The sequence below is a fragment of the Allocoprococcus comes genome (assembly GCF_013300725.1).
GTDB classification, from domain to species: Bacteria; Bacillota; Clostridia; order Lachnospirales; family Lachnospiraceae; genus Allocoprococcus; species Allocoprococcus comes_A.
On record NZ_JAAIMM010000020.1, the window covers coordinates 40,955 to 64,409 of the forward strand.

Below are 23,455 nucleotides of genomic sequence, written 5' to 3' on the forward strand. Positions count from 1 at the left end.
GAGGATGAAAATGCTCTCACAGGATATGATAGAAAAAGTATTAGATCGGGCAAGTGAAAAAGGCGCTGACTTTGCGGAAGTATTTGAAGAAGAACGGATCCAGCAGGAAACCCAGATTACGCAGGATGAAATTGAACAGTGTCAGAATGCGAGAGAATGCGGGGTGGGAATCCGTCTTTTTAAAGATAAGACGAGATATTATGCCTACACGAATGACCGTTCAGAAGCAGCTGTTTTCCAGCTGGTCACAGATTTAACGAAGACCATGAAAGGAGATTGCATGGCGCGTCAGAAACTGCAGGATAAAAAAATTTATACAATGGTACCAGAGACAGTTGTTGTATCGGATGTGCCACTGAAAGAAAGAATTACACCGGCACGCCAAGCGGTTGCGGCGGGGATGGCACAGGATGAAATTGTCAGAATGAGGGTAAAACTGACAGATATGGAACAGACGGTTCAGATTGCGAATACAGAAGGTGTGTATGTGCAGGACACCCGTGTAAAGACGCGGCTGTATATTTCTGCATATGCGCAGAACGGAACAGATGTGCAGAGTGGATATTATGGACCTGGAGCAATGAGGGGACATGAGTATTATAATCAGATTGATGTGGAAGCAGCGGCAAGAGAAGCGGCGCGGGCGGCAAAAGTAATTTTACATGCAAAACCATGCCGGGGTGGTCAGATGCCAGTCGTTGTGGCAAATGGATTTGGAGGTCTTTTGTTCCATGAGGCATGTGGTCACAGTCTGGAATCCACGGTAATTGCCAGAGGATCATCAGAATTCTGTGGAATGCTCGGAAAAAAAGTGGCATCAGATGTAGTGACACTGGTCGATGATGGATCCATTGCAGGAGAATGGGGTTCTCTTCATGTAGATGATGAAGGGACTCCGACACAGAAAAATGTTCTGATTGAAAATGGAATTCTGAAAAGTTATATGGTAGATAAACTGGATGGTCTTCGCGCAGGATTAAAGCCGACAGGTTCTGCAAGACGTCAGGATTACAGGCATTATCCGGTAGCACGAATGACAAATACATATATTGCACCGGGAAAAAATACACCGGAAGAAATCATTACTTCGACAGAAAAAGGACTCTATGTAAAATCAATCAACGGAGGGTCAGTGGATCCGGCAACCGGAGATTTTAATTTTAATGCGTCAGAATGTTATATGATCCGTAATGGCAGACTGGCTGAACCGGTAAGGGGTGTAACCTTAATCGGAAATGGTGGAACTATTTTGAAAGCAGTAGATATGGTAGCAGATGATTTTGACCTGAGACAGGGATTTTGCTATGCATCCAGCGGAGCTCTTTATATCGGAGCAGGTCAGCCTACGATTCGTGTCTGTAATATGACGGTGGGAGGGATTGAGTAGATGATAGAAAATTTTATCAGAGAATTTACAGCAGCAGCCCACGAAAAGGGAATTAAAAATCTGGAGTTTTATACAGAAGAAATGCAGAAATCATCCCTGGAAGTTTATCAGGGAAAAGTGCAGGACAGGCAGCTTTGTAAAACACAGGCATGCTATGTGCGCGGTGATTATCAGGGAAAAGAAGGATCTGTTTATATAGAAGATTTTTCGGAAGAGCAGTTTGAAAGAGAAATGAAAATTATCTGTGAAAATGCGGAAGCAATAGAAAAAGTATTCGTTCCGCTTCAGCTGCAGACACTGGAATGCTCAAAAAACGAAAAAGAGTATGATATTCAAAAAATGGAAGAGCAGATGACTGTTGCAGAAAAAGAAATCAAACAGGCATTTCCGGAACTGGAAAAACTAGATACAATCTATTTTGGTGAAACACTGAAAAAGATTGTGATTCAGAATGATTCCGGTGTGCGGATGGAAGACTCTGTACGCAATATGTCGGCAGGATGTCAGGCACAGGCAAAAAAAGACGGAAAAGTACAAAGTGCATATAGTGGAATCTGCAAAGAATATATAGAACCGCATGAACTGGAAAAACCAGTTGGGAAGGCAGCAGAAAATGCGGTGCGGATGCTGGAGGCGGGACCGGTAGAAACAGGAAAGTATCCGGTCATTTTAAGTGCGGGTGTTATCAATGAAATGCTGAGTATGTATATTGGCTCGTTTAGTGCTGAGCAGGTACATCAGGGACTTAGTAAAATGGAAGGGAAAAGGGGAACTTTGGTTGCAGCAGACCATATCATGCTTGTGGAAGACCCGCAGCTTTCCGGTGGTGTGAATAACCGGAGTTTTGATGATGAAGGTGTGGTGACATCCAGAAAAAATCTGATTGACAGGGGAGTACTGCAGGAATATCTCTATAATTGTGCAGAGGCTCAGAAAGATCAGCGTAAGTCAACTGGTAATGGATTTAAGTCTGACTGCCGGACAACGTCGTCAATTGGCGTGACAAATTTGAAACTGACAGGAAAAGAAATGTCACTTAAAAATCTTAAGCAAAATATGGGAAATGGTCTTTATATTGTCAGCTGTGATGGAATGTTTGCTGGTGCAAATACAGTAAGTGGCGATTTTTCATTGATTTCAAAAGGATATCTGCTTGAAGACGGAAAAGAAATCCGTGGAGTAAACCAGATTACAGTGGCAGGAAATTTCTTTGATATGCTGAAGACAATAGAAGGAATTTCGGATGCATATTCTACTTTATTAACCGAAAAAGGAGCATTTATTGCTTCCGATATATTTGCTGGTGAATTAACCGTATCTGGAGTATAATAGACTTAAAATATTATAGAAGGAGAAGGGTAATTATGGGGGAAACATCAAACGCAAATCTACTGACAACGGGATCTATTCCCAAAAAGATTATTATGTTTGCGATTCCGCTTCTATGGGGGAATTTATTCCAGCAGTTGTATAATGTGGCGGATTCGCTGATCGTGGGGAATTTTCTTGGGAATAATGCACTTGCAGCTGTCAGTTCATCAGGAAATCTGATATTCCTGATGGTAGGATTCTTTGGGGGAATTGGCGTGGGAGCCGGTGTTGTCATTGCGAGGTATTTTGGAGCCAGAGAATATGGGAAGCTGAAAAAAGCAATCCATACGGCACTGGCATTTGGAGGCGTATGTGGAATCTTTCTTACGGTTGCTGCGTTGATCCTTGCACCGCAGATTTTAAAACTGATAGGTACGCCGGAAGAGGTACTGCCGAAATCACTGGTTTATTTCAGGGTGTATTTTGCAGGTTCACTTGGATTTGTAATTTATAACTTTGGAATGGGGATTTTGCAGTCGCTTGGTGACAGTAAGAGTCCGGTTATCTATCTGATCATTTCAGCGTGTCTGAATGTGATTCTGGATCTGGTGCTGATCGGAGGTTTAGGATTTGGTGTAGGTGCAGCAGCTTTTGCAACGATTGTTTCACAGATATTAAGTGCGGTTCTGTGCATCAGAAAACTGCGCAGGGAACCAGAGGCGTTCCGGTTATCTTTTCGTGAACTGCGGATGGATGGGAATATGCTGCGGTTGATTGTGGTAAACGGAATACCGGCAGGAATCCAGAATTCCATTATTGCGGTTGCAAATGTATTTGTACAGTCGAATATTAATCAGTTTGGGGCTCTGGCAATGGCCGGGTGTGGGTCATATTCCAAAATTGAAGGATTTGGATTTATTCCGGTTACCTGCTTCTCACAGGCACTCACGACGTTTATCGGACAGAATCTGGGAGCAAAAGAGTATGACCGGGCAAAAAAAGGGGCATTGTTTGGAACCGTTTGTGGAATCGGGATAGCAGAGGTGATCGGAATAGCAGTTTTTTTCTTTTCACCATACCTGATCGCTGCGTTTGGAGGAGATCAAAAAGCAATTGAATATGGGATTGCAGAGGCACATACGATCGCTCTTTTCTATTGTCTGCTTGCGTTCTCACATTGTATGGCAGCAATTCAGAGAGGGGCGGGAAGAAGTATTGTTCCGATGTTTGTTATGATGATTGTATGGTGCGGAGTCCGGGTAACCTATATTAGTATTGTTATCAGGATTATTCCGGTGATCAATGTAATCTACTGGGCATATCCACTTACCTGGTTTATCAGTTCGGTGATATTTTTGATTCTGTTTCTTAAGACAGACTGGATTCACGGATTAGAGAAACAGGGACAGGGCGCATAAAAAAGAAAGCTGTACACTACCTATGTAGTGTGCGGCTTTCTTTTTTGTTCTTATGTTTTTGCCTGAAATTACAGGGAAAGGGAATGAAGTTCCGTAAAGAATGAAGGATAAGATACATCTACACACTGACCATCCTGGATTTCTGTATTTCCCTCGGCGGCAAGGGCTGCGATGGAAAAGGCCATTGCGATCCGGTGATCCAGATAACTGTTGATCTGTCCTCCATGAACCGGATTACCGCCACGGATGATCATACCGTCGTCGGTTGGTGTTACATCAACGCCCATGGCAAGAAGTCCTTCTGTAGTTGTTTTGATACGGTCAGTCTCTTTGACCTTCAATTCGGCAGCATCCCTGATGATCGTAGTTCCTTCGGCGAAAGCAGCCATCACTGCAATCATCGGAATTTCATCGATCAGTGTCGGGATGATTGCACCTTCTACGGTGGTTCCGTGAAGAGTGCTTGTACGTACAAGAAGATCGGCAGTTGGTTCACCACTGTCACAATTTTTATTTAAATAGGTAATGTCAGCCCCCATTGCCCTGCATACTTCAAGGATTCCGGCACGGGTCGGGTTAGTACCTACATTCTTTATCAGAAGTTCAGAATCCGGAACCAGAAGGGCAGCAGCGATGAAGTAAGCAGCAGAAGAAATATCTCCGGGAACCTGGATCTTCTGTCCGTATAATTCCTCACATGGGAGAATAGATGCAGTTGCACTGCCATCAGAATGTACCTCTGTCTGCACGTTTGCACCGAACCCATTCAGCATCAGTTCTGTATGATTACGGGAAAGAACAGGTTCTGTAACCTGGGTTAATCCGTCTGCATAAAGTCCTGCCAGGAGTACGGAAGATTTAACCTGGGCAGAAGCTACTTTTGAGTGATAGTGGATTGCGTGCAGGGATGGATTCTGACCGGCAAGAAGATGGCTGTTGATCAGAAGTGGTGCACACCCGTTCCCATTCTGGCTTAAAATATCAGCACCCATCATTCCAAGGGGTTCCATGATCCGCTTCATCGGGCGGGAGTTCAGGGAAGCATCGCCGGAAAGAGTGGTGGCAAATGGCTGACCGGAAAGAATACCGGAAATCAGTCTTGTGGTGGTTCCGCTGTTCCCTACATCTAAAACAGAAGAAGGTTCGGAAAGTCCGTGAAGACCTTTGCCGTGAACCAGGATACGCTCAGGTGTGTCTTCGATATCGATTCCCATGGCACGGAAACAGCCAATGGTAGAGAGGCAGTCGGCACCGTGAAGAAAATGTGTGATCTCAGTAGTTCCTTTTGCCAGTGCACCGAACATAATGGAACGGTGGGAGATGGATTTATCGCCGGGAACAGATACTTCCCCGCGAAGCTGTTTAACAGGTTGGATTTGCATAATATAGTAACCTCTCATTCGTAAAAATTCTATTTTCAGACATTGTGGTCAATTTACACAAAGTCCTGAAAAGAGTTTTTTGACTGTCTTGCATTTAATTATTAACGCTCATAAACAATATAACGATGCTTCTGCAAAAGGGCTACTGCCTTCTCGCAGGAGATGCTGTCGTAGAATTCGATGCGGAGTACGCCTTCTTCAAATTCACGGTTGTGGACGATTCCGATGTTCTTAATGCTGAGTGCATTAGAAGCGAGGATGGTCGCGATGGTGGCGATCACACCGGCTTCATCCGGAATGTCACAGTAGATTTCGAATGCACGCTTGATCGGACCGGCAGAACCGTTTGGCATGGAATTGCGGTAGTTCCGGGAATGGTCGAACATGTCGTAGATTCCCTGGGAGTCGCCGGCATCAACCAGCTTTTTCGCTTCATTTAATGTTTCGATATAATCTCCAAGGATCTGGGAAATATTACTCTGATTCTGTGCACAGATATGTTCCCACATGGTCGGTGAAGAAGAGGCGATTCGCGTAATGTCCTTGAATCCGCCGGCGGCGAGGGTTTTCATCAGCTCATCCTTAGTGTCGGTGTCTCTGACAAAGTTGACCAGACTTGCGGCAATGATATGTGGCAGGTGGCTGATCGTGCCGGTGACGATGTCGTGTTCATGATAATCCAGTACGATCGGAAGTGCACGCAAGGATTCTACGAAGGATGCGTATGCATCAACCTTTTTCTTCGCTACTTTGGCGGAAGGGGTGAGAACAAAGTAGGCGTTCTCGATCAGGATTGGTTTGGAATTGGCAAAACCACTCTTTTCGGAACCGGCCATCGGGTGTCCTCCGATAAAGTAATCCTCCAGTCCCAGCCGGATGATTTCGTCATGGATCGGAGTCTTGACACTTCCAACGTCGGTCAGGATCATATCATCATGCAGGTAAGGCATCATCTGCTTTAAATATGCAGTATTGAAAGCAACCGGAGCACATAAGAAGATGTAGTTGCAGCCGCGGAAATTATCATCGATCGAGGTACAGGCCACATTGATGATGGATTCCTGTGTGGCAAGTGCCAGAGTTTCTCTATTCTTGTCGAAAGCGACAATCTCATAATCCGGATAATATCGCCGGATCGCCTTTGCAATAGAGCCCCCAATGAGTCCGAGTCCGATAAATCCGATTTTTTTCTGTTTCATAATCTTTCGTCCTTTCGTGATAGTCTACCTTTCATAATATAGGAAAACAGGCTATCTGTCAATAAAGCAATACTTTAAAGTGTAAAAGTGAAAGTTTTTGTTGAAATTCTATAAAATAGTTGTGTTTTTATAGAAAGTTTAGTACAATATACCCATGAGAAACTTTAACAAGGAGGCAGCAAGCATGAAGGTTTACAGAACGGATGAAATTAGAAACGTGGTCCTTTTAGGACATGGGGGAAGCGGAAAGACCAGTCTGGCAGAAGCGATGGCTTATGTATCTGGAGCAACAAATCGTATGGGATCTGTTGAGAACGGCAATACGATCAGTGATTTTGATAAAGAAGAACAGAAACGTAAATTCTCACTTAGCACAAGTCTGATTCCGATTGAATGGGAAAAAGCAAAGATCAATATCCTTGATACACCTGGATATTTTGATTTTGTCGGAGAAGTGGAAGAAGCAGTCAGCGCAGCCGATGCAGCTGTTATCGTTGTTTCCGGAAAAGCCGGTGTGCAGGTAGGAACCGAGAAAGCATGGGAGCTCTGTGATAAGTATAATCTTCCGCGTATGATCTATGTTACTGAGATGGATGTGGATGATGCCAGCTTCCGTCAGGTCGTTGAAGATCTGACCGCAAGATACGGTAAAGTGATCGCACCACATTTCCAGCCGATCCGTGAGAACGAGAAATTAGTAGGTTATGTCAACGTTATCAAGAATGCAGGTAGAAGATACACCGGACTTGGACAGAGAGAAGAGTGCGAGATTCCGGATTATTGTCTGCCGAATCTGCAGATTTACAGAGAGAAGCTTCTTGAAGCAGTGGCAGAGACCAGTGAAGCATTTATGGAACGTTATTTTGAGGGAGATGAATTCTCGGTTGAAGAGATCCGCTCTGCCATGAGAACAGAAGTTATGGACGGAGATATCGTTCCGGTAGCAATGGGATCCAATGTTCAGGCACAGGGTGTTGCAAACTTACTGTCTGATATCGTAAGATTTTTCCCAAGTCCGGAATATCGCGAATGCGTAGGTATCAACCGTAAGACCAATGAGATCTTTGAAGCACATCATGATTTTGCAGCCGCAAAGACCGCATATGTATTCAAGACCATGGTAGATCCGTTTATCGGAAAATATTCCTTCGTAAAAGTATGCTCCGGTGTATTAAAGGGAGATGATGTCCTTTACAATCCGGAGTCGGATGCAGAAGCAAAGATCGGTAAGATATACACCTTATCCGGCAACAAACCGGTAGAAGTTCCGGAACTGTTTGCAGGTGATATCGGAGCGATTGCAAAACTGACAAGTACAAAGACAGGGGATACCCTTTCAACAAGAAATACACCGGTATCTTATGGAAGGACCGAATACTCCAAACCGTATACATATATGAAGTATGTAGTGAATAACAAAGGTGATGAGGACAAGGTATCACAGGCTCTTGCGAAGATGATGGCAGAGGATGTGACACTGAAAGTGGTAAATGACAGTGAGAATCGCCAGTCACTGATTTATGGAATGGGCGACCAGCATCTGGAAGTGACAGCAAGCAAGCTGGCAGAGCGTTACAAAGTCGGAATCAGACTGGAGACACCAAAAGTTGCGTTCCGTGAGACGATCCGCAAGAACTCAGATGTAGATACCAAGTATAAGAAACAGTCCGGAGGACATGGACAGTATGGACATGTTAAGATGCGTTTTGAACCATCCGGAGATCTGGATACACCGTATGTATTCCAGGAAGAAGTAGTCGGAGGTGCTGTTCCGAAGAACTACTTCCCGGCGGTTGAAAAAGGATTGCAGGAATCTGTATTAAAAGGACCTCTTGCCGGATATCCGGTAGTTGGTGTGAAAGCAACCCTGTATGATGGATCTTACCATCCGGTAGATTCTTCTGAAATGGCATTTAAGACTGCGACGATCCAGGCATTTAAGAAAGGATTTATGGAAGCAGGACCGGTTCTTCTTGAACCGATCGCATCTGTGAAAGTAACTGTTCCGGATGATTATACCGGAGACGTTATGGGAGATCTGAACAAGAGACGTGGGCGTGTTCTTGGAATGAATCCACAGTCAAGCGGATATCAGGTAATTGAAGCGGATGTACCGATGACAGGCATGTTTGGATATTGCACAACACTTCGTTCTATGACAGGCGGACGAGGAAGTTATTCATATGAATTTGCCCGTTATGAACAGGCTCCGGCAGATGTACAGGAAAAAGAAATTGAAAAGCGTGCAGCCGAAGAATAAGAATAAGGAAAAGCCGGGAGAAAATCCCGGTTTTTTCTATTGTACTTTCGTACTAAAAGTGGTATACATATTATGATGGTGACAGCTTCGGCTGTCCCATTGGTATTTTATACAATTTTAGTATTAAAAGTTTAGTATTAAGAGAAAAAGTAGAGGAAAAGAAAAATGAAAATTGTAATTATTGGGGACGGGAAGGTTGGTCATAAACTGACCATACAGTTATCCGAAGAAAATTACGATGTGGTTTTGATCGACCAGAATGAGGGAAAATTAAAAGAAGCACTGAATCAGCTTGACATTCTCTGCATTACCGGAGATGGCGCAGATGCGAAAGTGCAGAAAGAAGCAGGAGTGCCGGGCGCTGATCTTGTTGTGGCATGTGCATCGACAGACGAACTGAATATGCTGAGCTGCCTGCTCGCAAAGAGACTTGGGGCAAAACACACGATCGCCCGTGTAAGGAATCCGATCTATTATCAGCAGATCGATCTTTTGAAAGAGGATTTAAGACTGAGTATGGCTGTCAACCCTGAACTTGCGGCAGCATTTGAGATTTCCAGATCGATCCTTCTTCCGGATACTGCGAAGGTAGAGACTTTTATGAAGGGAAAAGTCGAGATGGTAGAATTCATTGTCAAAGAAAGAAGCCATCTGGGCGGAGTATCGCTTGCCGAGCTTTACCGCAAGTTCCAGATCAAAGTTCTGGTATGTGCTGTAAGACGTGGATCGGAAGTGATCATCCCGAATGGTGATTTTGTCATCCATGATGGAGACCGGCTTCATATCGTTGCATCCCACAAATATATTGAAGAATTTTTCCATCTGATCGGAAAGCGGAAAGAGCCGAAGAATATTCTGATCTGTGGTGGTGGAAAAGTCGGATATTATCTGGCAAAACAGCTTTTAGGACTTGGTATGCAGGTGAAGATCATTGAGCAGGACTGGAAGAAATGCGAAGATCTCTGCGATCAGCTTCCGAAAGCGACGATCATTTGTGGGAATGCTGCAGACCATGATCTTCTGATCGAAGAAGGAATTGAACAGGCAGATGCCCTGGTCAGCCTGACCGGTATGGATGAGGAGAATATTATCCTTGCACTTTTTGCAAAGACAAAAGGTGTGGACAAAATCGTGGCAAAGGTCAACGAAGACGGACGTGCCCAGCTTGTCGAGGAACTTGGAATCGATCTGATCGTATCGGCAAAGACTGCAACAGCAGATGCGATCATGAGTTATGTGCGTGCTCGCCAGAATTCTCTCAAGAATGTCAATGTTGAATCTATGTATCAGCTGGTTGGCGGAAGAGTAGAAGCACTGGAATTTATTATCAAAGAAAAAACAGAATATACAGATATCCCGTTTAAGGATCTGGAACTGAAGCCGAACAATCTGATCGCATGTATCGGAAGAAAACGGCAGATCATTATTCCGGACGGGGATGAATCCATTCAGGTGGGCGACAGTGTTGTAATCGTTACAACCCAGAAGAAGGTTCAGGATATCACAGATATTCTGGCTGAGCAATAGGGGTGAAAAGAAATGAATGTGAAAATGATACGCTATATCATCAGCAAGATGATGGGAGCAGAGGGACTGCTGATGCTGCTTCCAATGATGGTTGGCATTATTTATGGCGAGCATACATCGGTTTATTTTCTGATTACAGCTGCAATCCTGACGGCAATTTATCTGCTGTTTGGCAGAAAATGCCCGGAGAACATGACGATTTATGCCAAAGATGGCCTGATCATTGTTGCAACGGCCTGGATTTTCTGGTCACTTGCAGGTGCACTTCCATTTGTACTCAGTAAAAGTATTCCAAGCTATGTGGATGCTTTGTTTGAAACAGTATCTGGATTTACGACGACAGGTTCTACGATCCTGACTGAGATTGAAGGACTTCCGAAAGGAATTCTTTTCTGGCGTTCCCTGACACACTGGGTTGGTGGAATGGGAGTGCTGGTATTTGTTATGGTACTTACCTCTCTGGATGAGAAGAATTCCATGCATCTGATGCGTGCGGAAGTTCCGGGACCAGAGGCGGATAAACTGGTTCCAAAGGCAAGAGGAACCGCAAGGATCCTGTATGGAATGTATTTTGCACTGACTGCAATTGAGGTAGTTTTTCTTCTGGCAGGAGGGATGAACCTGTTTGATGCAGTGACACATGCATTCAGTACTGCCGGTACCGGAGGATTTTCCAGCTACAATGCAAGTGTGGCACACTTCAACAGTGCCTATATTGATGGTGTGATCACCGTATTTATGATCCTGTTTGGTATCAATTTTAACCTGTATTTCTTTCTGCTTCTGAAAGATTTTAAGAGTGTATTTAAGAATGAGGAGCTGCGGGCTTACCTGGGAATCATTGCAGGAGCAACCGTTGTGATCACCTGCAATATCGCCGGAGGTTATCATTCCCTTTTAAAGGCATTCCGCTATGCAGTGTTCCAGGTGGCATCCGTGATCACGACAACTGGATTTGTGACGGCAGATTTCAACAAGTGGCCGGAACTTTCCAAATGTGTTCTGCTTCTTGTGATGGTAATCGGTGCTTCTGCCGGTTCAACAGGCGGTGGTATCAAAGTATCAAGACTTCTGATCCTGGCAAAAAGCATCCGGCGGGAGCTGAAAACTATGATCCATCCGAAAGCAGTCAATATCGTAAAAGTAAATGGGAAAAAAGTGAAAGAAGAGACGATGCGGGGGGTATATGTGTACTTTATTGCGTATATACTAATCCTGATCGTATCCGTGCTTCTGATCTCGATCAATAACTTTGATTTTACTACTTCATTTACCGGAGTGCTTACTACAATTAATAATGTAGGACCGGGACTGAATCTGGTAGGACCTGTGGAAAATTTTGCGAAGTTCTCAGACTTCTCGAAGATCGTGTTCTGTGTGGATATGCTGATCGGACGACTGGAGATCTTCCCGTTCCTGATGCTGTTCTCACCGTCACTTTGGAGTAGAAAATTCTAAGACAGCTTTGGATAGGCAAAACGATGAAAAGGAGAATTTATGAAAAAGAAAAATATAGCGATCAGTTTTCTGCTGCTTTTAGTGGCAGCAGGAATCTGGTATTATGTATCACTGCCGGCTTTTAATATCCATTCTTCCGGAGTGTGGTATTTTGTGCTGGTTCTGGTACTTGCGGTCGGTCTTGTGTTTGCAGGAAAAAAAGGCTTGCGATACGGAGTGATTGATCTGAAGGAGATGAAAGAATCCAAAGGTTTCAAATGGTGTTTCCGTCTTTTTATCCTTTTAGTAGTGATTTATCTGGCCGGAACCATTCTTTCTTCACCGATTGTAAATGCGAAGAAATATCAGCAGCTTCTGAAGGTAGAAGAGGGCGAATTCACAAAAGATATCGAGGAGCTTTCCTTTGACCAGATTCCGCTTCTGGATAAGGAGTCTGCGCAGCTTTTAGGAGACCGGAAGATGGGAAGCATGTCAGATATGGTATCCCAGTTTGAGGTGGACGATATCTACAGTCAGATCAACTACAAGGATCGTCCGGTCCGTGTGTCACCTTTGAAATATGCGAATCTGATCAAATGGTTTACCAATCGGAAAGATGGACTTCCTGCATATATCCGTATCGATATGGCAAGTCAGACAACGGAGATGGTAAAGCTGGAGCAGGGAATGAAGTATTCGACAAGCGAGCATTTTGGAAGAAATATTTACCGTCATCTTCGTTTTGCGCATCCGACATATATTTACGGAGACCTTAGTTTTGAAATTGATGATAATGGTGTTCCATACTGGGTAGCACCGGTCAAAAAGTATAATATCGGTCTTTTCGGAGGAGAAACGGTAGGGCATGTGGTGCTCTGCAATGCGATCACCGGAGAAATGCAGGACTACAGGATCGATGAAGTCCCGGAATGGATCGACCGAGCCTATTCGGCAGATCTTCTGGTACAGCTTTATGATTATTATGGCACGTTAAAGCATGGGTATTTTAACAGTGTACTCAGCCAGAAAGATTGTCTGAAGACAACAAACGGATACAATTATCTGGCAATTGATGATGATGTATGGGTGTACACGGGAGTAACTTCTGTAAACAGTGACCAGTCCAATGTGGGATTTGTTCTGATGAACCAGAGAACCATGGAGACAAAGTATTATCCGGTGGCAGGTGCGATTGAGGATTCTGCGATGGCATCGGCAGAAGGACAGGTACAGAACCTGAAGTATCGGGCGACTTTCCCGCTGCTGCTTAACATTTCCGGGGAGCCGACTTACTTTATGGCACTTAAGGATGATGCAGGACTTGTGAAAAAGTATGCAATGGTCAATGTCCAGAAGTACCAGGTTGTTGCGATCGGGGATACGGTAAGTGCATGTGAAGAATCCTACAATAATCTGCTTCTTACCAATGGAATTAAGGAAAAAGAAGAAGTGAAGATGGATACCGGCACGATCGAAGGAAAGATCACGAAAATCGCCCAGGGCGTTATAGATGGAGATTCTCATTACTACATTATGCTGGAAGGATCAGATGAGATTTTTGATGTATCGGTAGTCGATTTTATTGAGATCATCAAGTACAATGTGGGAGATGATGTAAAACTGGAGTATGCAAAAGGGGATAAGGCAAATACGGTTTTGTCTTTGAAATAGCATAGAATGTGCTTAGTCACATTTGGAAAACCATAAAAGGAGGGATGAAGATTTACAGAAAATCTTCATCCCTCCTTTTGGATAATGTCTATCTTAGTTAAGGAGTGTACAATCTTCAAAATTTACATTACCAAGCTGTTCATTCGTTGCACTGATGCTGACATAAAAATCTACATCATTTTCTTTGGAGATCTTTTTCAGTGTTTCGATGAAAGAAGGAATGTTCTCAAGTGTGATGTCGGCGTGTTTTAAAATACCGTCGATAAAGATTGCTTTGATATCATGGTCTGCGCTTAACATACCGTAAATAAATCCAAGATATTCATCGGTATTGGTGATTACATCATAGTCATCCATGCAGATCGCTCTGATGTTGAAAGATAAGCTGTATGTATCTCTGTGGCTCTTCTTGATGAAGAATACGTTTCCTTCACATGTCTTTACAGCTTCGTTAGCACGTTCGATCATTTGCTGGGTTTTTCCGCTTCCTTTTGGGCCTGTCAATAAATTAACCATATTATCAAGTCTCCTTTGTTTATGAATTTGTACTAAAAAAGTACGGGATTTTATAAAACTATTATACACTAATCACAATGCATTAACAAGCTATTTATTTGCATCTTTTAAAGAAATGTGATACGATATAGCTCGGAAACAATTTGCAGTTAGAAAAGGCTAATTTATGAAATTATAATAATAAGAAAAGAGGAACGAAAAATGACGAAAGTTGATATTATTTCTGGTTTCCTGGGAGCAGGAAAGACAACATTCATCAAGAAACTGATCGAGGATGTATTTCCGGGAGAAAGACTGGTCCTGATCGAGAACGAATTTGGGGAGATCGGTATTGATGGTGGATTCTTAAAAGATGCAGGTGTTGAGATCACAGAGATGAACTCAGGATGTATCTGCTGTACACTGGTGGGGGATTTCAGTAAAGCACTTCAGAAAGTACTTGCAGATTATACACCGGACCGTGTCATCATTGAACCTTCAGGAGTTGGAAAGCTTTCTGATGTTGTAAAAGCAATCGAAGGTGTCAAAGACGAGGCAGATATTGAGATCGACGGAAGAATCACAGTTGTTGACGGTAAGAAAGCAAAGATCTATCTCAAGAACTTCGGAGAATTCTTCAATAACCAGGTAGAGCATGCATCTACGATCGTTATCAGCCGTACCCAGATGATGACAGATGAAAAGGTAGAAGAGTGCGTGCATATGCTGCGTGAGAAAAATGCAGAGGCGACCATTATTTCCACACCTTGGGAAGAACTTGGAAAAGATGCCGTTTTGCATGCCCTGCAGCATGGCGCTGAGATCGAAGGTATCCTGGAAGAACATGCACATGAGCATGACGACCACGAACATCACCATCATCATGATGACGAATGTGGCTGCGGACATGATCATGATCATGACCACGAACATCATCACGACCACGAGCATGACGAACATGAGCATCATCATGAATATGATGAGAACTGCACCTGCGGATGCCACGATCATGACCATGAACACCATCATGATCACGACCATGAAGAGCATGAGCATCATCATGAACATGATGGGAACTGCACCTGCGGATGCCATGACCATCACCACGGACACGAAGGACATCATCATGCAGATGAAGTATTTACAAGCTGGGGCAAGGAGACTGCCCACAAGTATACAGAAGAAGAACTGGATTACCTGTTGAAAGCATTATCTGAGACAGATGCTTACGGAACAGTACTTCGTTCCAAAGGAATTATCCAGATGGCAGACGGTTCCTGGAAGCAGTTTGATATGGTTCCGGAAGAATATGAAGTCCGTGAGGGACAGGCTGATTACACAGGACGTGTATGCGTGATCGGAACAGATCTCAAAGAAGACGACCTGGTTAAGTTATTCCATATCTAGGAGGAGCAAGCGGCGATGACAACACCGGTATATATCTGTACAGGATTTCTGGACAGTGGAAAAACAACATTTATCAAGGACACACTGATGAAGCAGGAATGGATCGAAGAAGGTCCGACATTGCTTTTGCAGTGTGAAGAGGGAGAGGAAGAGTACTCGGAAAAATATCTGGATGAGAACGGAATGTTCCTCTTCAATATAGAAGAAAGAGAAAAGTTAAATAAAACTTTCTTTGAAAACTGTGAGAAGATCTATCATCCGGTCCAGGTGATCATTGAGTACAATGGAACCTGGGATCTGCAGGAGATCCTGGATGAAGATTTTCCACGCAACTGGGAGATCCAGGGTGTGTACTCAACGGTTAGCGGTGAGACCCTGGACATGTACCTGAAGAATATGCGGAATATGCTGATGAACCAGCTTACAGAATCTGAGCTGATCATCATCAACCGTTGTGGGGAAAATACAGACCGAAGTGCGTTCAGACGTGCCCTTAAGATCCAGAACCCACAGGCACAGCTGATCTTTGAAGGCGTGGATGGCAATATCATCCCGCAGACAGAAGAGGATCTGCCATATGATCTGAAAGCAGACCATATCTTTATTGATGATGTGGACTTTGGTACCTGGTATGTGGATGCATATGAGCATCCGGAGCGCTACGAGCACAAGAAGATCACCTTCCTTGCACAGCTTTTCCGTCCGAAGGGAATGCCGGCAAATATGCTGATTCCGGGAAGACAGATCATGACCTGCTGCGCAGATGATATCCGTTTCTATGGATATCCGTGTAATCTTGGAAGGGCAGCGCAGATCACACAGAGAAGCTGGAAAAAAGTAACTGTCAAGTTCGAGTACGAAGCGTACCGTCCGATGGTTCCAAAGCAGCCGGTTCTTTATATGCTGGAGATGGAATCCGCAGAGAAACCGGAAGAAGAGGTAGTATATCTTGGATAAATTTCAAGTATTAAAGCAATTTTTTGGCTATGACGGGTTCCGCCCGGGACAGGAGAAGCTGATCGATGCGATCCTGTCCGGGCGGGATGTACTCGGCATACTGCCAACGGGAGCCGGAAAGTCCATCTGTTTTCAGATTCCGGCTCTGATGATGGGAGGTATTACACTTGTGATATCTCCCCTTATTTCTCTTATGAAGGATCAGGTGGCATCCCTCAACCAGGCAGGGGTTCATGCAGCCTATTTGAACAGTTCCCTGACTATGGGGCAGTACCGGAAGGCACTTGCCTTTGCAAAAGAAGGAAGATATAAGATCATCTATGTGGCACCGGAGCGGCTGGAGACTGCAGAGTTTATGGATTTTGCTATGAGCGTGGATATTTCTATGATCGCAGTCGATGAAGCACACTGTGTTTCCCAGTGGGGACAGGATTTCCGGCCAAGCTATTTAAAGATTACAGAGTTTGTAGAGCATCTTCCAAAGCGGCCGGTTGTGAGTGCATTTACTGCAACAGCGACGAAAGAAGTAAGAGAGGATATGATCGATATCCTGATGCTGGAGGATCCGGAAGTAGTAATGACAGGTTACGACAGGCCGAATCTGTTCCTTGCGGTACAGTCCCCAAAGAATAAATATGCCGCACTCAAAGCATTTGTTGAGGCGCATCCGGATCAGTGCGGGATTGTCTACTGCCTGACCAGAAAGCAGGTGGAGGAAACTTGCGCACTCCTGGAAATGGATGGTTTTTCTGTGACCAGATATCATGCGGGACTGACAGATCGGGAGCGGCGTGATAATCAGGATGATTTCATTTATGACCGGAAGCAGATCATGGTGGCGACGAATGCATTCGGGATGGGAATTGATAAATCCAATGTCCGCTTTGTTGTGCATTACAATATGCCGAAGAATCTGGAGTCCTATTATCAGGAAGTGGGACGCTGCGCCCGGGACGGTGAGCCGGGGGAGTGCCTGCTTTTATATAGTGGACAGGATGTGATCACAAACCAGATGTTCATTGAGAACAACCGCGACAATCAGGAACTGGATGAACTGACGCGCCGGATCGTGATGGAGCGGGATCAGGAGCGCCTGAAAAAGATGACTTATTATTGTTTTACAAATGAATGTCTGCGTGATTATATTCTGCGGTATTTTGGGGAATACGGAAGCAATTACTGTGGGAACTGTTCAAACTGTAAGACGCAGTTTGATACCGTGGATATGACAGCAGAGGCAAGGGTACTTGCCATGTGTGTAAAAGAAAGTCATCAGCGATATGGAATCAATGTTATCCTGGATACGGTGCATGGGGCAAACAATGCGAAGATCCGGCAGTATGGCATGAGTGCCAGTCCGGCTTATGGGGTACTTTCTAAGACGCCATCGTGGAAGCTCAGGCAGATCTTCAACCAGCTTCTGGCAGAAGGATATCTGAAGACCACGCCGGATTCTTATATGATCGTGAAACTGACTGAAAAGTCGGAAGCACTGATTGCAGGGCAGGAGACATTTGTAATGAAGATGGCAAAAGAACCGGAGAAAGAGGAGAAGGATGCGCCGAAGAAAAAAGTGAAGAAAACAGCAGGACTGGTTCTGAATAAAGAGCAGGAAGAGTCTTTTGAAATCCTGCGCGCCCTGCGGGCAGAGATAGCAAGAGAAGAAAAGGTTCCGCCGTATATTGTATTTTCCGACAAGACACTGGTGCAGATGTGTATTGACCGTCCGAACGATAAGGGCAGTATGCTGGAAGTTTCCGGTGTCGGGGAATTTAAGTTTGAAAAATACGGGGAACGCTTTCTGGAGGTGATCCGGTCGTGGACATAGAATATCGTCTGATCCGATCAAACCGAAGAAGTATCGGAATCGAAGTTGACCGGGAAGGAAATGTGACGGTCCGAGCACCCTATTCCTGTGAGAAAAAGCGGATTGAACGGTTTCTTCTGGAAAAAAAGAACTGGATCCGGCAGAAGGTGAAGTTTCAGAAGGAAAATGCAATGAAGCGGCAGGAAAAGAGGGAGATGCCGGAAGCAGAAAAGAAATATTACCGGAATCTGGCAAGAGAAGTATTAGGCGCAAGGACCGGATACTATGCCCGGAAAATGGGTGTGACCTATGGGCGTATTTCCATCCGGGAGCAGAAGACCAGATGGGGAAGCTGCAGCAGCGTGGGGAATCTCAATTACAACTGGAAGCTGGTGCTGATGCCTCCGGGAGTTCTGGATTATGTTGTGGTGCATGAACTGGCACACCGTAGAGAAATGAATCATTCCGCTGCATTCTGGAAGGTCGTGGCGACGTGGATGCCGGACTATAAAAAATATAGAAAATGGCTGAGAGATAACGGAAATCAATTTTAAATGGTAAAAATAATCAAGAATTCGTAAAAAACAATCAAGAATCTCTTGACGGAACTTGTATTTATTTTTATAATAACAGAGTATATGAAAAAAACAAGGATAAGGATCAGTAAAAGATTAGAGTCTGTACAGAGAGCTGCCGGGCGGTGCAAGGCAGCAGATCAGATCTTTGAACTCGCCTTTGAGTTCTTCTGCTGAACGGTTTTCAGATAGGCAGAAGCGGGAATTCCCGTTATAGAATCACAAGTGCGCTGCACCGTAAGTTATGTTACCGGGATGCGGCGAAGAAGAGTGGTACCACGGAATTTAATCTTTCGTCTCTTTGAATTTATCAAAAGAGGCGAAAGATTTTTATTTAACAGGAAATCCTGATGGAATTTCCTGCTAAATAAAAGGTTAAGACACTTTTTTTCATACTGAAACAATACCAGGAGGAAAGAAAAATGGCAGTACCTTACAATCATAAGGCAATCGAAAAGAAATGGAAAGAAAAATGGGCTGAGAATCCGGTCAATCCGAAGGTGGATGAAAACGGCAACCCGAAAAAGAAATATTATTGTCTGGACATGTTCCCGTATCCGTCAGGCAATGGTCTTCATGTAGGACACTGGAGAGGCTATGTTATCTCCGATGTATGGAGCCGTTACAAACTGCTTCAGGGATATTATATCATTCATCCGATGGGATGGGATGCATTCGGTCTTCCGGCTGAAAACTATGCGATCAAGATGGGAACCCATCCTGCAAAATCGACAGCAGCAAACATCGCAAATATCAAACGTCAGATCAATGAGATCTCAGCTCTTTATGACTGGGATATGGAAGTCAATACAACAGATCCTGATTTCTACAAATGGACACAGTGGATCTTTGTGAAGATGTTCAAAGAAGGACTTGCATACGAAAAAGAATTCCCGATCAACTGGTGTCCGTCTTGTAAGACAGGTCTTGCAAATGAAGAGGTTGTAGGCGGAAAATGCGAACGTTGCGGCGCTGAAGTTACAAAGAAGAATCTTCGTCAGTGGATGCTGCGTATCACAAAATATGCAGACCGTCTGTTAAATGACCTGGATAAGCTTGACTGGCCGGAAAAAGTTAAAAAGATGCAGACAGACTGGATCGGTAAATCTTACGGTGCAGAAGTAGACTTCCCGGTTGAAGGAAGAGAAGATAAGATCACTGTATACACAACAAGACCGGATACCCTTCACGGAGCAACCTTCATGGTACTTGCACCGGAGCATAAGCTTGCAGCAGAGCTTGCAACACCGGAACACAAAGAAGAAGTAGAAAAATACATTTTCGATTCTTCTATGAAGTCTAACGTAGACCGTCTGCAGGACAAAGAAAAAACAGGTGTATTTACAGGAACATATGCAATCAACCCTCTGAATGGAGCAAAAGTACCGATCTGGCTTTCTGATTATGTACTGGCTGATTACGGTACAGGAGCAATCATGTGCGTACCGGCTCATGATGACCGTGACTTTGAATTTGCTACCAAGTTCAACATCCCGATCATTCAGGTTATTGCAAAAGACGGTAAAGAAATCGAAAATATGACAGAAGCTTACACAGAAGCATCCGGAACAATGATCAATTCCGGAGAGTGGAATGGTATGGAAAGCTCTGTCCTTAAGAAAGAAGCTCCACACATCATCGAAGAAAGAGGAATCGGACGTGCAACTGTAAATTACAAGCTGCGTGACTGGGTATTCTCCCGTCAGAGATACTGGGGAGAACCAATTCCGATCGTACATTGTCCGGACTGTGGCGCTGTACCGGTACCGGAGGATCAGCTTCCACTGAGACTGCCGGATGTAGAATCTTACGAACCGACAGGAACAGGAGAATCTCCACTTGCAGGAATCGATGAATGGGTAAACACAACCTGCCCGGTTTGTGGAAAACCTGCTAAACGTGAAACCAATACCATGCCGCAGTGGGCTGGATCTTCATGGTATTTCCTGCGTTATGTAGATAACCACAACAATGAAGAACTTGTATCCAGAGAAAAAGCAGATGCAATGCTTCCGGTAGATATGTATATCGGTGGTGTGGAACATGCAGTACTTCACCTTCTGTATTCAAGATTCTATACCAAATTCCTTTGCGATATCGGTGTGATCGATTTTGACGAGCCGTTTATCAAACTGTTCAACCAGGGAATGATCACCGGAAAGAACGGTATCAAGATGAGTAAATCAAAAGGAAATGTCGTATCTCCGGATGATCTTGTAAGAGATTACGGATGCGATTCCTTAAGAATGTATGAACTCTTCGTAGGACCACCGGAACTGGATGCAGAGTGGGATGACAGAGGAATCGACGGTGTATACCGTTTCCTTAAGAAACTCTGGAACCTGCTTATGGATAGCAAGGACAAAGATATCAAGCCAACCAAAGAGATGATCAAAGTACGTCACAAACTGGTTTATGATATCACAACCCGTCTGGAAAGCTTCAGCCTGAATACAGTAATCTCTGCATTCATGGAGCACACCAACACACTGGTTGCAATCGCCAAGAAAGAAGGCGGAGTAGACAGAGATACTCTGGATACCCTCGCAGTATTACTTGCACCATTTGCGCCACATATGGCAGAAGAAATCTGGGAAGAACTTGGCAACAAAGAAAGCGTATTCCGTGCCGGATGGCCAAAATACGATGCAGAAGCCATGAAAGATGATGAAATCGAAATTCCGGTACAGATCAATGGAAAAACAAGAGCAGTCATCAAGATTTCCGCAGAGACTACAAAAGAAGAAGCAATCGCAGCCGGAAAAGAAGCAATCGCAGATAAACTTACAGGAAATATCGTAAAAGAAATTTACGTTCCGAAGAAAATCATAAACATTGTTCAGAAATAGGCAGTGCAAATAAGGAAAGCCGAGGTCAAATCCTGCTAGCAGGAATTTGACCTCGGCTTGAGTTATTTATAGGGCGTATGCCCGTCAATCGAACGAACTTCCAGCAATCCCTTTACGGATCCTCAAATATGAAGTAGAATAAAGAAAAGATTTCACCGGTATATTAAGATTCAAAAAGCAGGAGGTGGATCGGTATGGACATTGCAACAATGGTTGCAATCAACAACCTGAATATGGTAACAATGATGCAGGCGATGCAGCAGACACAGAGCGTAATCACAATTTTAGCAGACGGAAAGGAAATCAAAGATATGGAAGGTTCAATGTTAGATCAGTATATGGGAAAAAACTGTACAATAAGTCTTTTTAACGAAGTAGGTGCGATCAAAGGAACACTTATGGAAGCTGATTCCCAGTGGATCAAAGTGGATGCAGGGAAAAAGGGAATCCAGCTGATCAACCGGAATATGGTCAGAAATATTACATTTGATAACAAATAAAAATATGCTATACTGTTCTTGAACTTTGAGTAAGGAGGAACAAACAGATGGAAAATGTACACAGTATAGATGTAGAAGAGGATCAGTTTGCATACCGTTATGATACGCAGCTTCTGATCGACAGAAGAGATGAAGATCTGGATGAAGATGAGATTGCAGAATATATATCCGAACATTTTGAAGGAAACTGCCTGATCGCGGTAGGAGATGAAGACCTGATCAAAATTCATTTCCATACAAACGAGCCATGGAAGATTCTGGAATATTGTAACAGTATCGGCGAGATTTACGATATCGTAGTGGAAGATATGATCCGGCAGTCAGCGGGACTGAAAGGATAGCATGTACCTCATATCGCTTTATTTTGACGAAAGTACGAACCGGAAAATCCAGTTGTATATGGAACAGATTGCACGAAAGACAGGCAATGCGGCGATGATTGACGGACAGGTTCCGCCGCATATTACTTTGTCGGCATTTGATATGGCAGAGGAAGAAAAAGCAATATCCTGTTTTAAGAAAATGGAACAGGATTTGGAAAATGGACAGATTTTCTGGTGTTCGGTAGGGATTTTTCTGCCACATACCATTTATCTGGCACCGGTTTTAAATGTATATTTGCAGAAGATGTCAGAGACCGTTTTCACCAAGATCAGATACCTGGAGGGTGTCCGGGTTCAGAGCAGATACCAGCCATTTTCCTGGTTCCCACATACAACACTGGGAAAAAGACTGAACCAGGCGGAAATGCGGGAGGCATTTGCTGTGATGCAGAACCAGTTTGCACCGTTTACAGGTGAAGCGGTTGAAATTGGGCTTGCGAGGACGAATCCATACAGGGATTTATGTAAGATAAAGTTAAAATAAAAAGAAGATTTTCACGGATCTGAATCGACACGTGAAAATCTTCTTTTTCGCTATCAGAGGAACTATCCGAGCACAGTTCTAGTGAACTACTCGGCAACTAAGTTACCAGAGCATCTGATTTTTGGCGGGATACCGCCTTTTTTCAGGGTGCGTCCATGACACCAATACTGCTTACCTTTCGGCTATGCAGCTACTTTTATTATTTCTGGATTTTTTAGTCCAGTTATGGACAGTTTCTTCCGCTTTCCGGATACGGAAAGATATTTCCGCAGGATATTGAAGGCGCCTATTGCATCTGCATTAAATCTTACTCCATTGGTTATATACATGCCCCGCTCTTTTCGATTTGATGCTTCTGCATATCTTTTTGATACTTCTGGTGATAACGGGCTGCACTGGCTTGTAT

At 44.0% G+C, this 23,455-nt stretch carries 18 protein-coding genes, 1 pseudogene and 1 other annotated feature; of the genes and pseudogenes, 15 read left to right on the plus strand and 4 right to left on the minus strand.

The genetic code is table 11. The features are described from left to right. Window positions 1–10: 10 nt before the first annotated feature. From G4407_RS11305 to G4407_RS11315, 3 genes are read left to right on the plus strand one after another with little or no spacing between them, the layout of a single operon-like run. On the plus strand, window positions 11–1,387 hold the full coding sequence (locus tag G4407_RS11305) for a TldD/PmbA family protein (RefSeq protein WP_173688965.1): 1,377 nt from the start codon (window positions 11–13) through the stop codon (window positions 1,385–1,387). Beyond that, complete coding sequence (locus G4407_RS11310; RefSeq protein WP_173688966.1) at window positions 1,388–2,716, plus strand: TldD/PmbA family protein; 1,329 nt, start codon at window positions 1,388–1,390, stop codon at window positions 2,714–2,716. It abuts the gene before it with no gap. A gap of 35 nt (window positions 2,717–2,751) precedes the next feature. Continuing rightward, window positions 2,752–4,116, plus strand: coding sequence for an MATE family efflux transporter (locus G4407_RS11315; protein WP_173688967.1), 1,365 nt, complete (start codon window positions 2,752–2,754; stop codon window positions 4,114–4,116). 68 nt (window positions 4,117–4,184) lie between these two features. On the opposite strand, the gene aroA is transcribed toward G4407_RS11315, so the two are convergent. Further along, the gene (aroA, locus tag G4407_RS11320; protein ID WP_173688968.1) at window positions 4,185–5,498 is read right to left on the minus strand and encodes a 3-phosphoshikimate 1-carboxyvinyltransferase; all 1,314 of its coding nucleotides are present in this window, start codon (window positions 5,496–5,498) and stop codon (window positions 4,185–4,187) included. A 101-nt stretch (window positions 5,499–5,599) separates the two neighbouring features. Continuing rightward, window positions 5,600–6,697 (minus strand): prephenate dehydrogenase, encoded by a 1,098-nt coding sequence (locus G4407_RS11325; protein WP_173688969.1) that lies wholly within the window; start codon window positions 6,695–6,697, stop codon window positions 5,600–5,602. A gap of 184 nt (window positions 6,698–6,881) precedes the next feature. Here G4407_RS11325 and G4407_RS11330 point away from each other — a divergent pair, with 184 nt between their 5' ends. The 4 genes from G4407_RS11330 (at window position 6,882) to G4407_RS11345 (ending at window position 13,592) form a co-directional block, all read left to right on the plus strand. Next, on the plus strand, window positions 6,882–8,957 hold the full coding sequence (locus G4407_RS11330) for an elongation factor G (RefSeq protein ID WP_173688970.1): 2,076 nt from the start codon (window positions 6,882–6,884) through the stop codon (window positions 8,955–8,957). 165 nt (window positions 8,958–9,122) lie between these two features. Further along, window positions 9,123–10,484: a Trk system potassium transporter TrkA gene (gene trkA / locus G4407_RS11335; RefSeq protein WP_173688971.1), complete on the plus strand. Its 1,362-nt coding sequence runs from the start codon at window positions 9,123–9,125 to the stop codon at window positions 10,482–10,484. 12 nt (window positions 10,485–10,496) lie between these two features. Further along, entirely contained in the window at window positions 10,497–11,942 is a 1,446-nt protein-coding gene (locus tag G4407_RS11340; RefSeq protein ID WP_173688972.1) for a TrkH family potassium uptake protein, read from the plus strand. A gap of 39 nt (window positions 11,943–11,981) precedes the next feature. Beyond that, window positions 11,982–13,592, plus strand: a complete 1,611-nt coding sequence (locus G4407_RS11345) for a CvpA family protein (protein ID WP_173688973.1) — start codon at window positions 11,982–11,984, stop codon at window positions 13,590–13,592. 93 nt (window positions 13,593–13,685) lie between these two features. On the opposite strand, the gene G4407_RS11350 is transcribed toward G4407_RS11345, so the two are convergent. Then, window positions 13,686–14,108, minus strand: coding sequence for a DsrE family protein (locus G4407_RS11350; RefSeq protein ID WP_117834357.1), 423 nt, complete (start codon window positions 14,106–14,108; stop codon window positions 13,686–13,688). 201 nt (window positions 14,109–14,309) lie between these two features. Between G4407_RS11350 and G4407_RS11355 the strand changes: the two genes are divergently transcribed. The 8 genes from G4407_RS11355 (at window position 14,310) to G4407_RS11390 (ending at window position 23,049) form a co-directional block, all read left to right on the plus strand. Beyond that, window positions 14,310–15,494, plus strand: a complete 1,185-nt coding sequence (locus G4407_RS11355; protein WP_173688974.1) for a CobW family GTP-binding protein — start codon at window positions 14,310–14,312, stop codon at window positions 15,492–15,494. Between the two features lie 15 nt (window positions 15,495–15,509). Continuing rightward, complete coding sequence (locus G4407_RS11360) at window positions 15,510–16,451, plus strand: TIGR03943 family putative permease subunit (RefSeq protein WP_173688975.1); 942 nt, start codon at window positions 15,510–15,512, stop codon at window positions 16,449–16,451. Further along, window positions 16,444–18,279: a DNA helicase RecQ gene (recQ, locus tag G4407_RS11365; RefSeq protein ID WP_173688976.1), complete on the plus strand. Its 1,836-nt coding sequence runs from the start codon at window positions 16,444–16,446 to the stop codon at window positions 18,277–18,279. The genes G4407_RS11360 and recQ overlap by 8 nt, the downstream gene beginning before the upstream one ends. Next, on the plus strand, window positions 18,270–18,812 hold the full coding sequence (locus G4407_RS11370; RefSeq protein ID WP_173688977.1) for a M48 family metallopeptidase: 543 nt from the start codon (window positions 18,270–18,272) through the stop codon (window positions 18,810–18,812). The genes recQ and G4407_RS11370 overlap by 10 nt, the downstream gene beginning before the upstream one ends. An 87-nt stretch (window positions 18,813–18,899) precedes the next feature. Further along, window positions 18,900–19,137: a binding site (T-box leader), on the plus strand. Between the two features lie 118 nt (window positions 19,138–19,255). Beyond that, window positions 19,256–21,682: a leucine--tRNA ligase gene (leuS, locus tag G4407_RS11375; protein WP_173688978.1), complete on the plus strand. Its 2,427-nt coding sequence runs from the start codon at window positions 19,256–19,258 to the stop codon at window positions 21,680–21,682. A gap of 194 nt (window positions 21,683–21,876) precedes the next feature. Continuing rightward, complete coding sequence (locus tag G4407_RS11380; RefSeq protein WP_173688979.1) at window positions 21,877–22,182, plus strand: hypothetical protein; 306 nt, start codon at window positions 21,877–21,879, stop codon at window positions 22,180–22,182. A gap of 47 nt (window positions 22,183–22,229) precedes the next feature. Continuing rightward, complete coding sequence (locus tag G4407_RS11385; protein ID WP_055249520.1) at window positions 22,230–22,523, plus strand: hypothetical protein; 294 nt, start codon at window positions 22,230–22,232, stop codon at window positions 22,521–22,523. A gap of 1 nt (window position 22,524) precedes the next feature. Next, a complete protein-coding gene (locus G4407_RS11390; protein ID WP_173688980.1) occupies window positions 22,525–23,049 on the plus strand; it encodes a 2'-5' RNA ligase family protein in 525 nt (174 codons plus the stop codon). Between the two features lie 182 nt (window positions 23,050–23,231). On the opposite strand, the pseudogene G4407_RS11395 reads toward G4407_RS11390, so the two are convergent. After that, window positions 23,232–23,455: pseudogene (locus tag G4407_RS11395) on the minus strand (RNA-guided endonuclease InsQ/TnpB family protein); the annotation flags it as partial.

What these genes read in the sequence shown, in the direction of transcription:
- G4407_RS11390 (WP_173688980.1), top strand. Translation starts at nt 22,525, where the DNA reads ATGTACCTCATATCGCTTTATTTTGACGAAAGTACGAACCGGAAAATC.
- G4407_RS11385 (WP_055249520.1), top strand. Translation starts at nt 22,230, where the DNA reads ATGGAAAATGTACACAGTATAGATGTAGAAGAGGATCAGTTTGCATAC.
- G4407_RS11360 (WP_173688975.1), top strand. Translation starts at nt 15,510, where the DNA reads ATGACAACACCGGTATATATCTGTACAGGATTTCTGGACAGTGGAAAA.
- G4407_RS11310 (WP_173688966.1), top strand. Translation starts at nt 1,388, where the DNA reads ATGATAGAAAATTTTATCAGAGAATTTACAGCAGCAGCCCACGAAAAG.
- aroA (WP_173688968.1), bottom strand. Translation starts at nt 5,498, where the DNA reads ATGCAAATCCAACCTGTTAAACAGCTTCGCGGGGAAGTATCTGTTCCC.
- trkA (WP_173688971.1), top strand. Translation starts at nt 9,123, where the DNA reads ATGAAAATTGTAATTATTGGGGACGGGAAGGTTGGTCATAAACTGACC.
- G4407_RS11380 (WP_173688979.1), top strand. Translation starts at nt 21,877, where the DNA reads ATGGACATTGCAACAATGGTTGCAATCAACAACCTGAATATGGTAACA.
- G4407_RS11345 (WP_173688973.1), top strand. Translation starts at nt 11,982, where the DNA reads ATGAAAAAGAAAAATATAGCGATCAGTTTTCTGCTGCTTTTAGTGGCA.
- G4407_RS11330 (WP_173688970.1), top strand. Translation starts at nt 6,882, where the DNA reads ATGAAGGTTTACAGAACGGATGAAATTAGAAACGTGGTCCTTTTAGGA.
- G4407_RS11305 (WP_173688965.1), top strand. Translation starts at nt 11, where the DNA reads ATGCTCTCACAGGATATGATAGAAAAAGTATTAGATCGGGCAAGTGAA.
- G4407_RS11355 (WP_173688974.1), top strand. Translation starts at nt 14,310, where the DNA reads ATGACGAAAGTTGATATTATTTCTGGTTTCCTGGGAGCAGGAAAGACA.
- G4407_RS11315 (WP_173688967.1), top strand. Translation starts at nt 2,752, where the DNA reads ATGGGGGAAACATCAAACGCAAATCTACTGACAACGGGATCTATTCCC.
- G4407_RS11350 (WP_117834357.1), bottom strand. Translation starts at nt 14,108, where the DNA reads ATGGTTAATTTATTGACAGGCCCAAAAGGAAGCGGAAAAACCCAGCAA.
- leuS (WP_173688978.1), top strand. Translation starts at nt 19,256, where the DNA reads ATGGCAGTACCTTACAATCATAAGGCAATCGAAAAGAAATGGAAAGAA.
- G4407_RS11325 (WP_173688969.1), bottom strand. Translation starts at nt 6,697, where the DNA reads ATGAAACAGAAAAAAATCGGATTTATCGGACTCGGACTCATTGGGGGC.
- G4407_RS11340 (WP_173688972.1), top strand. Translation starts at nt 10,497, where the DNA reads ATGAATGTGAAAATGATACGCTATATCATCAGCAAGATGATGGGAGCA.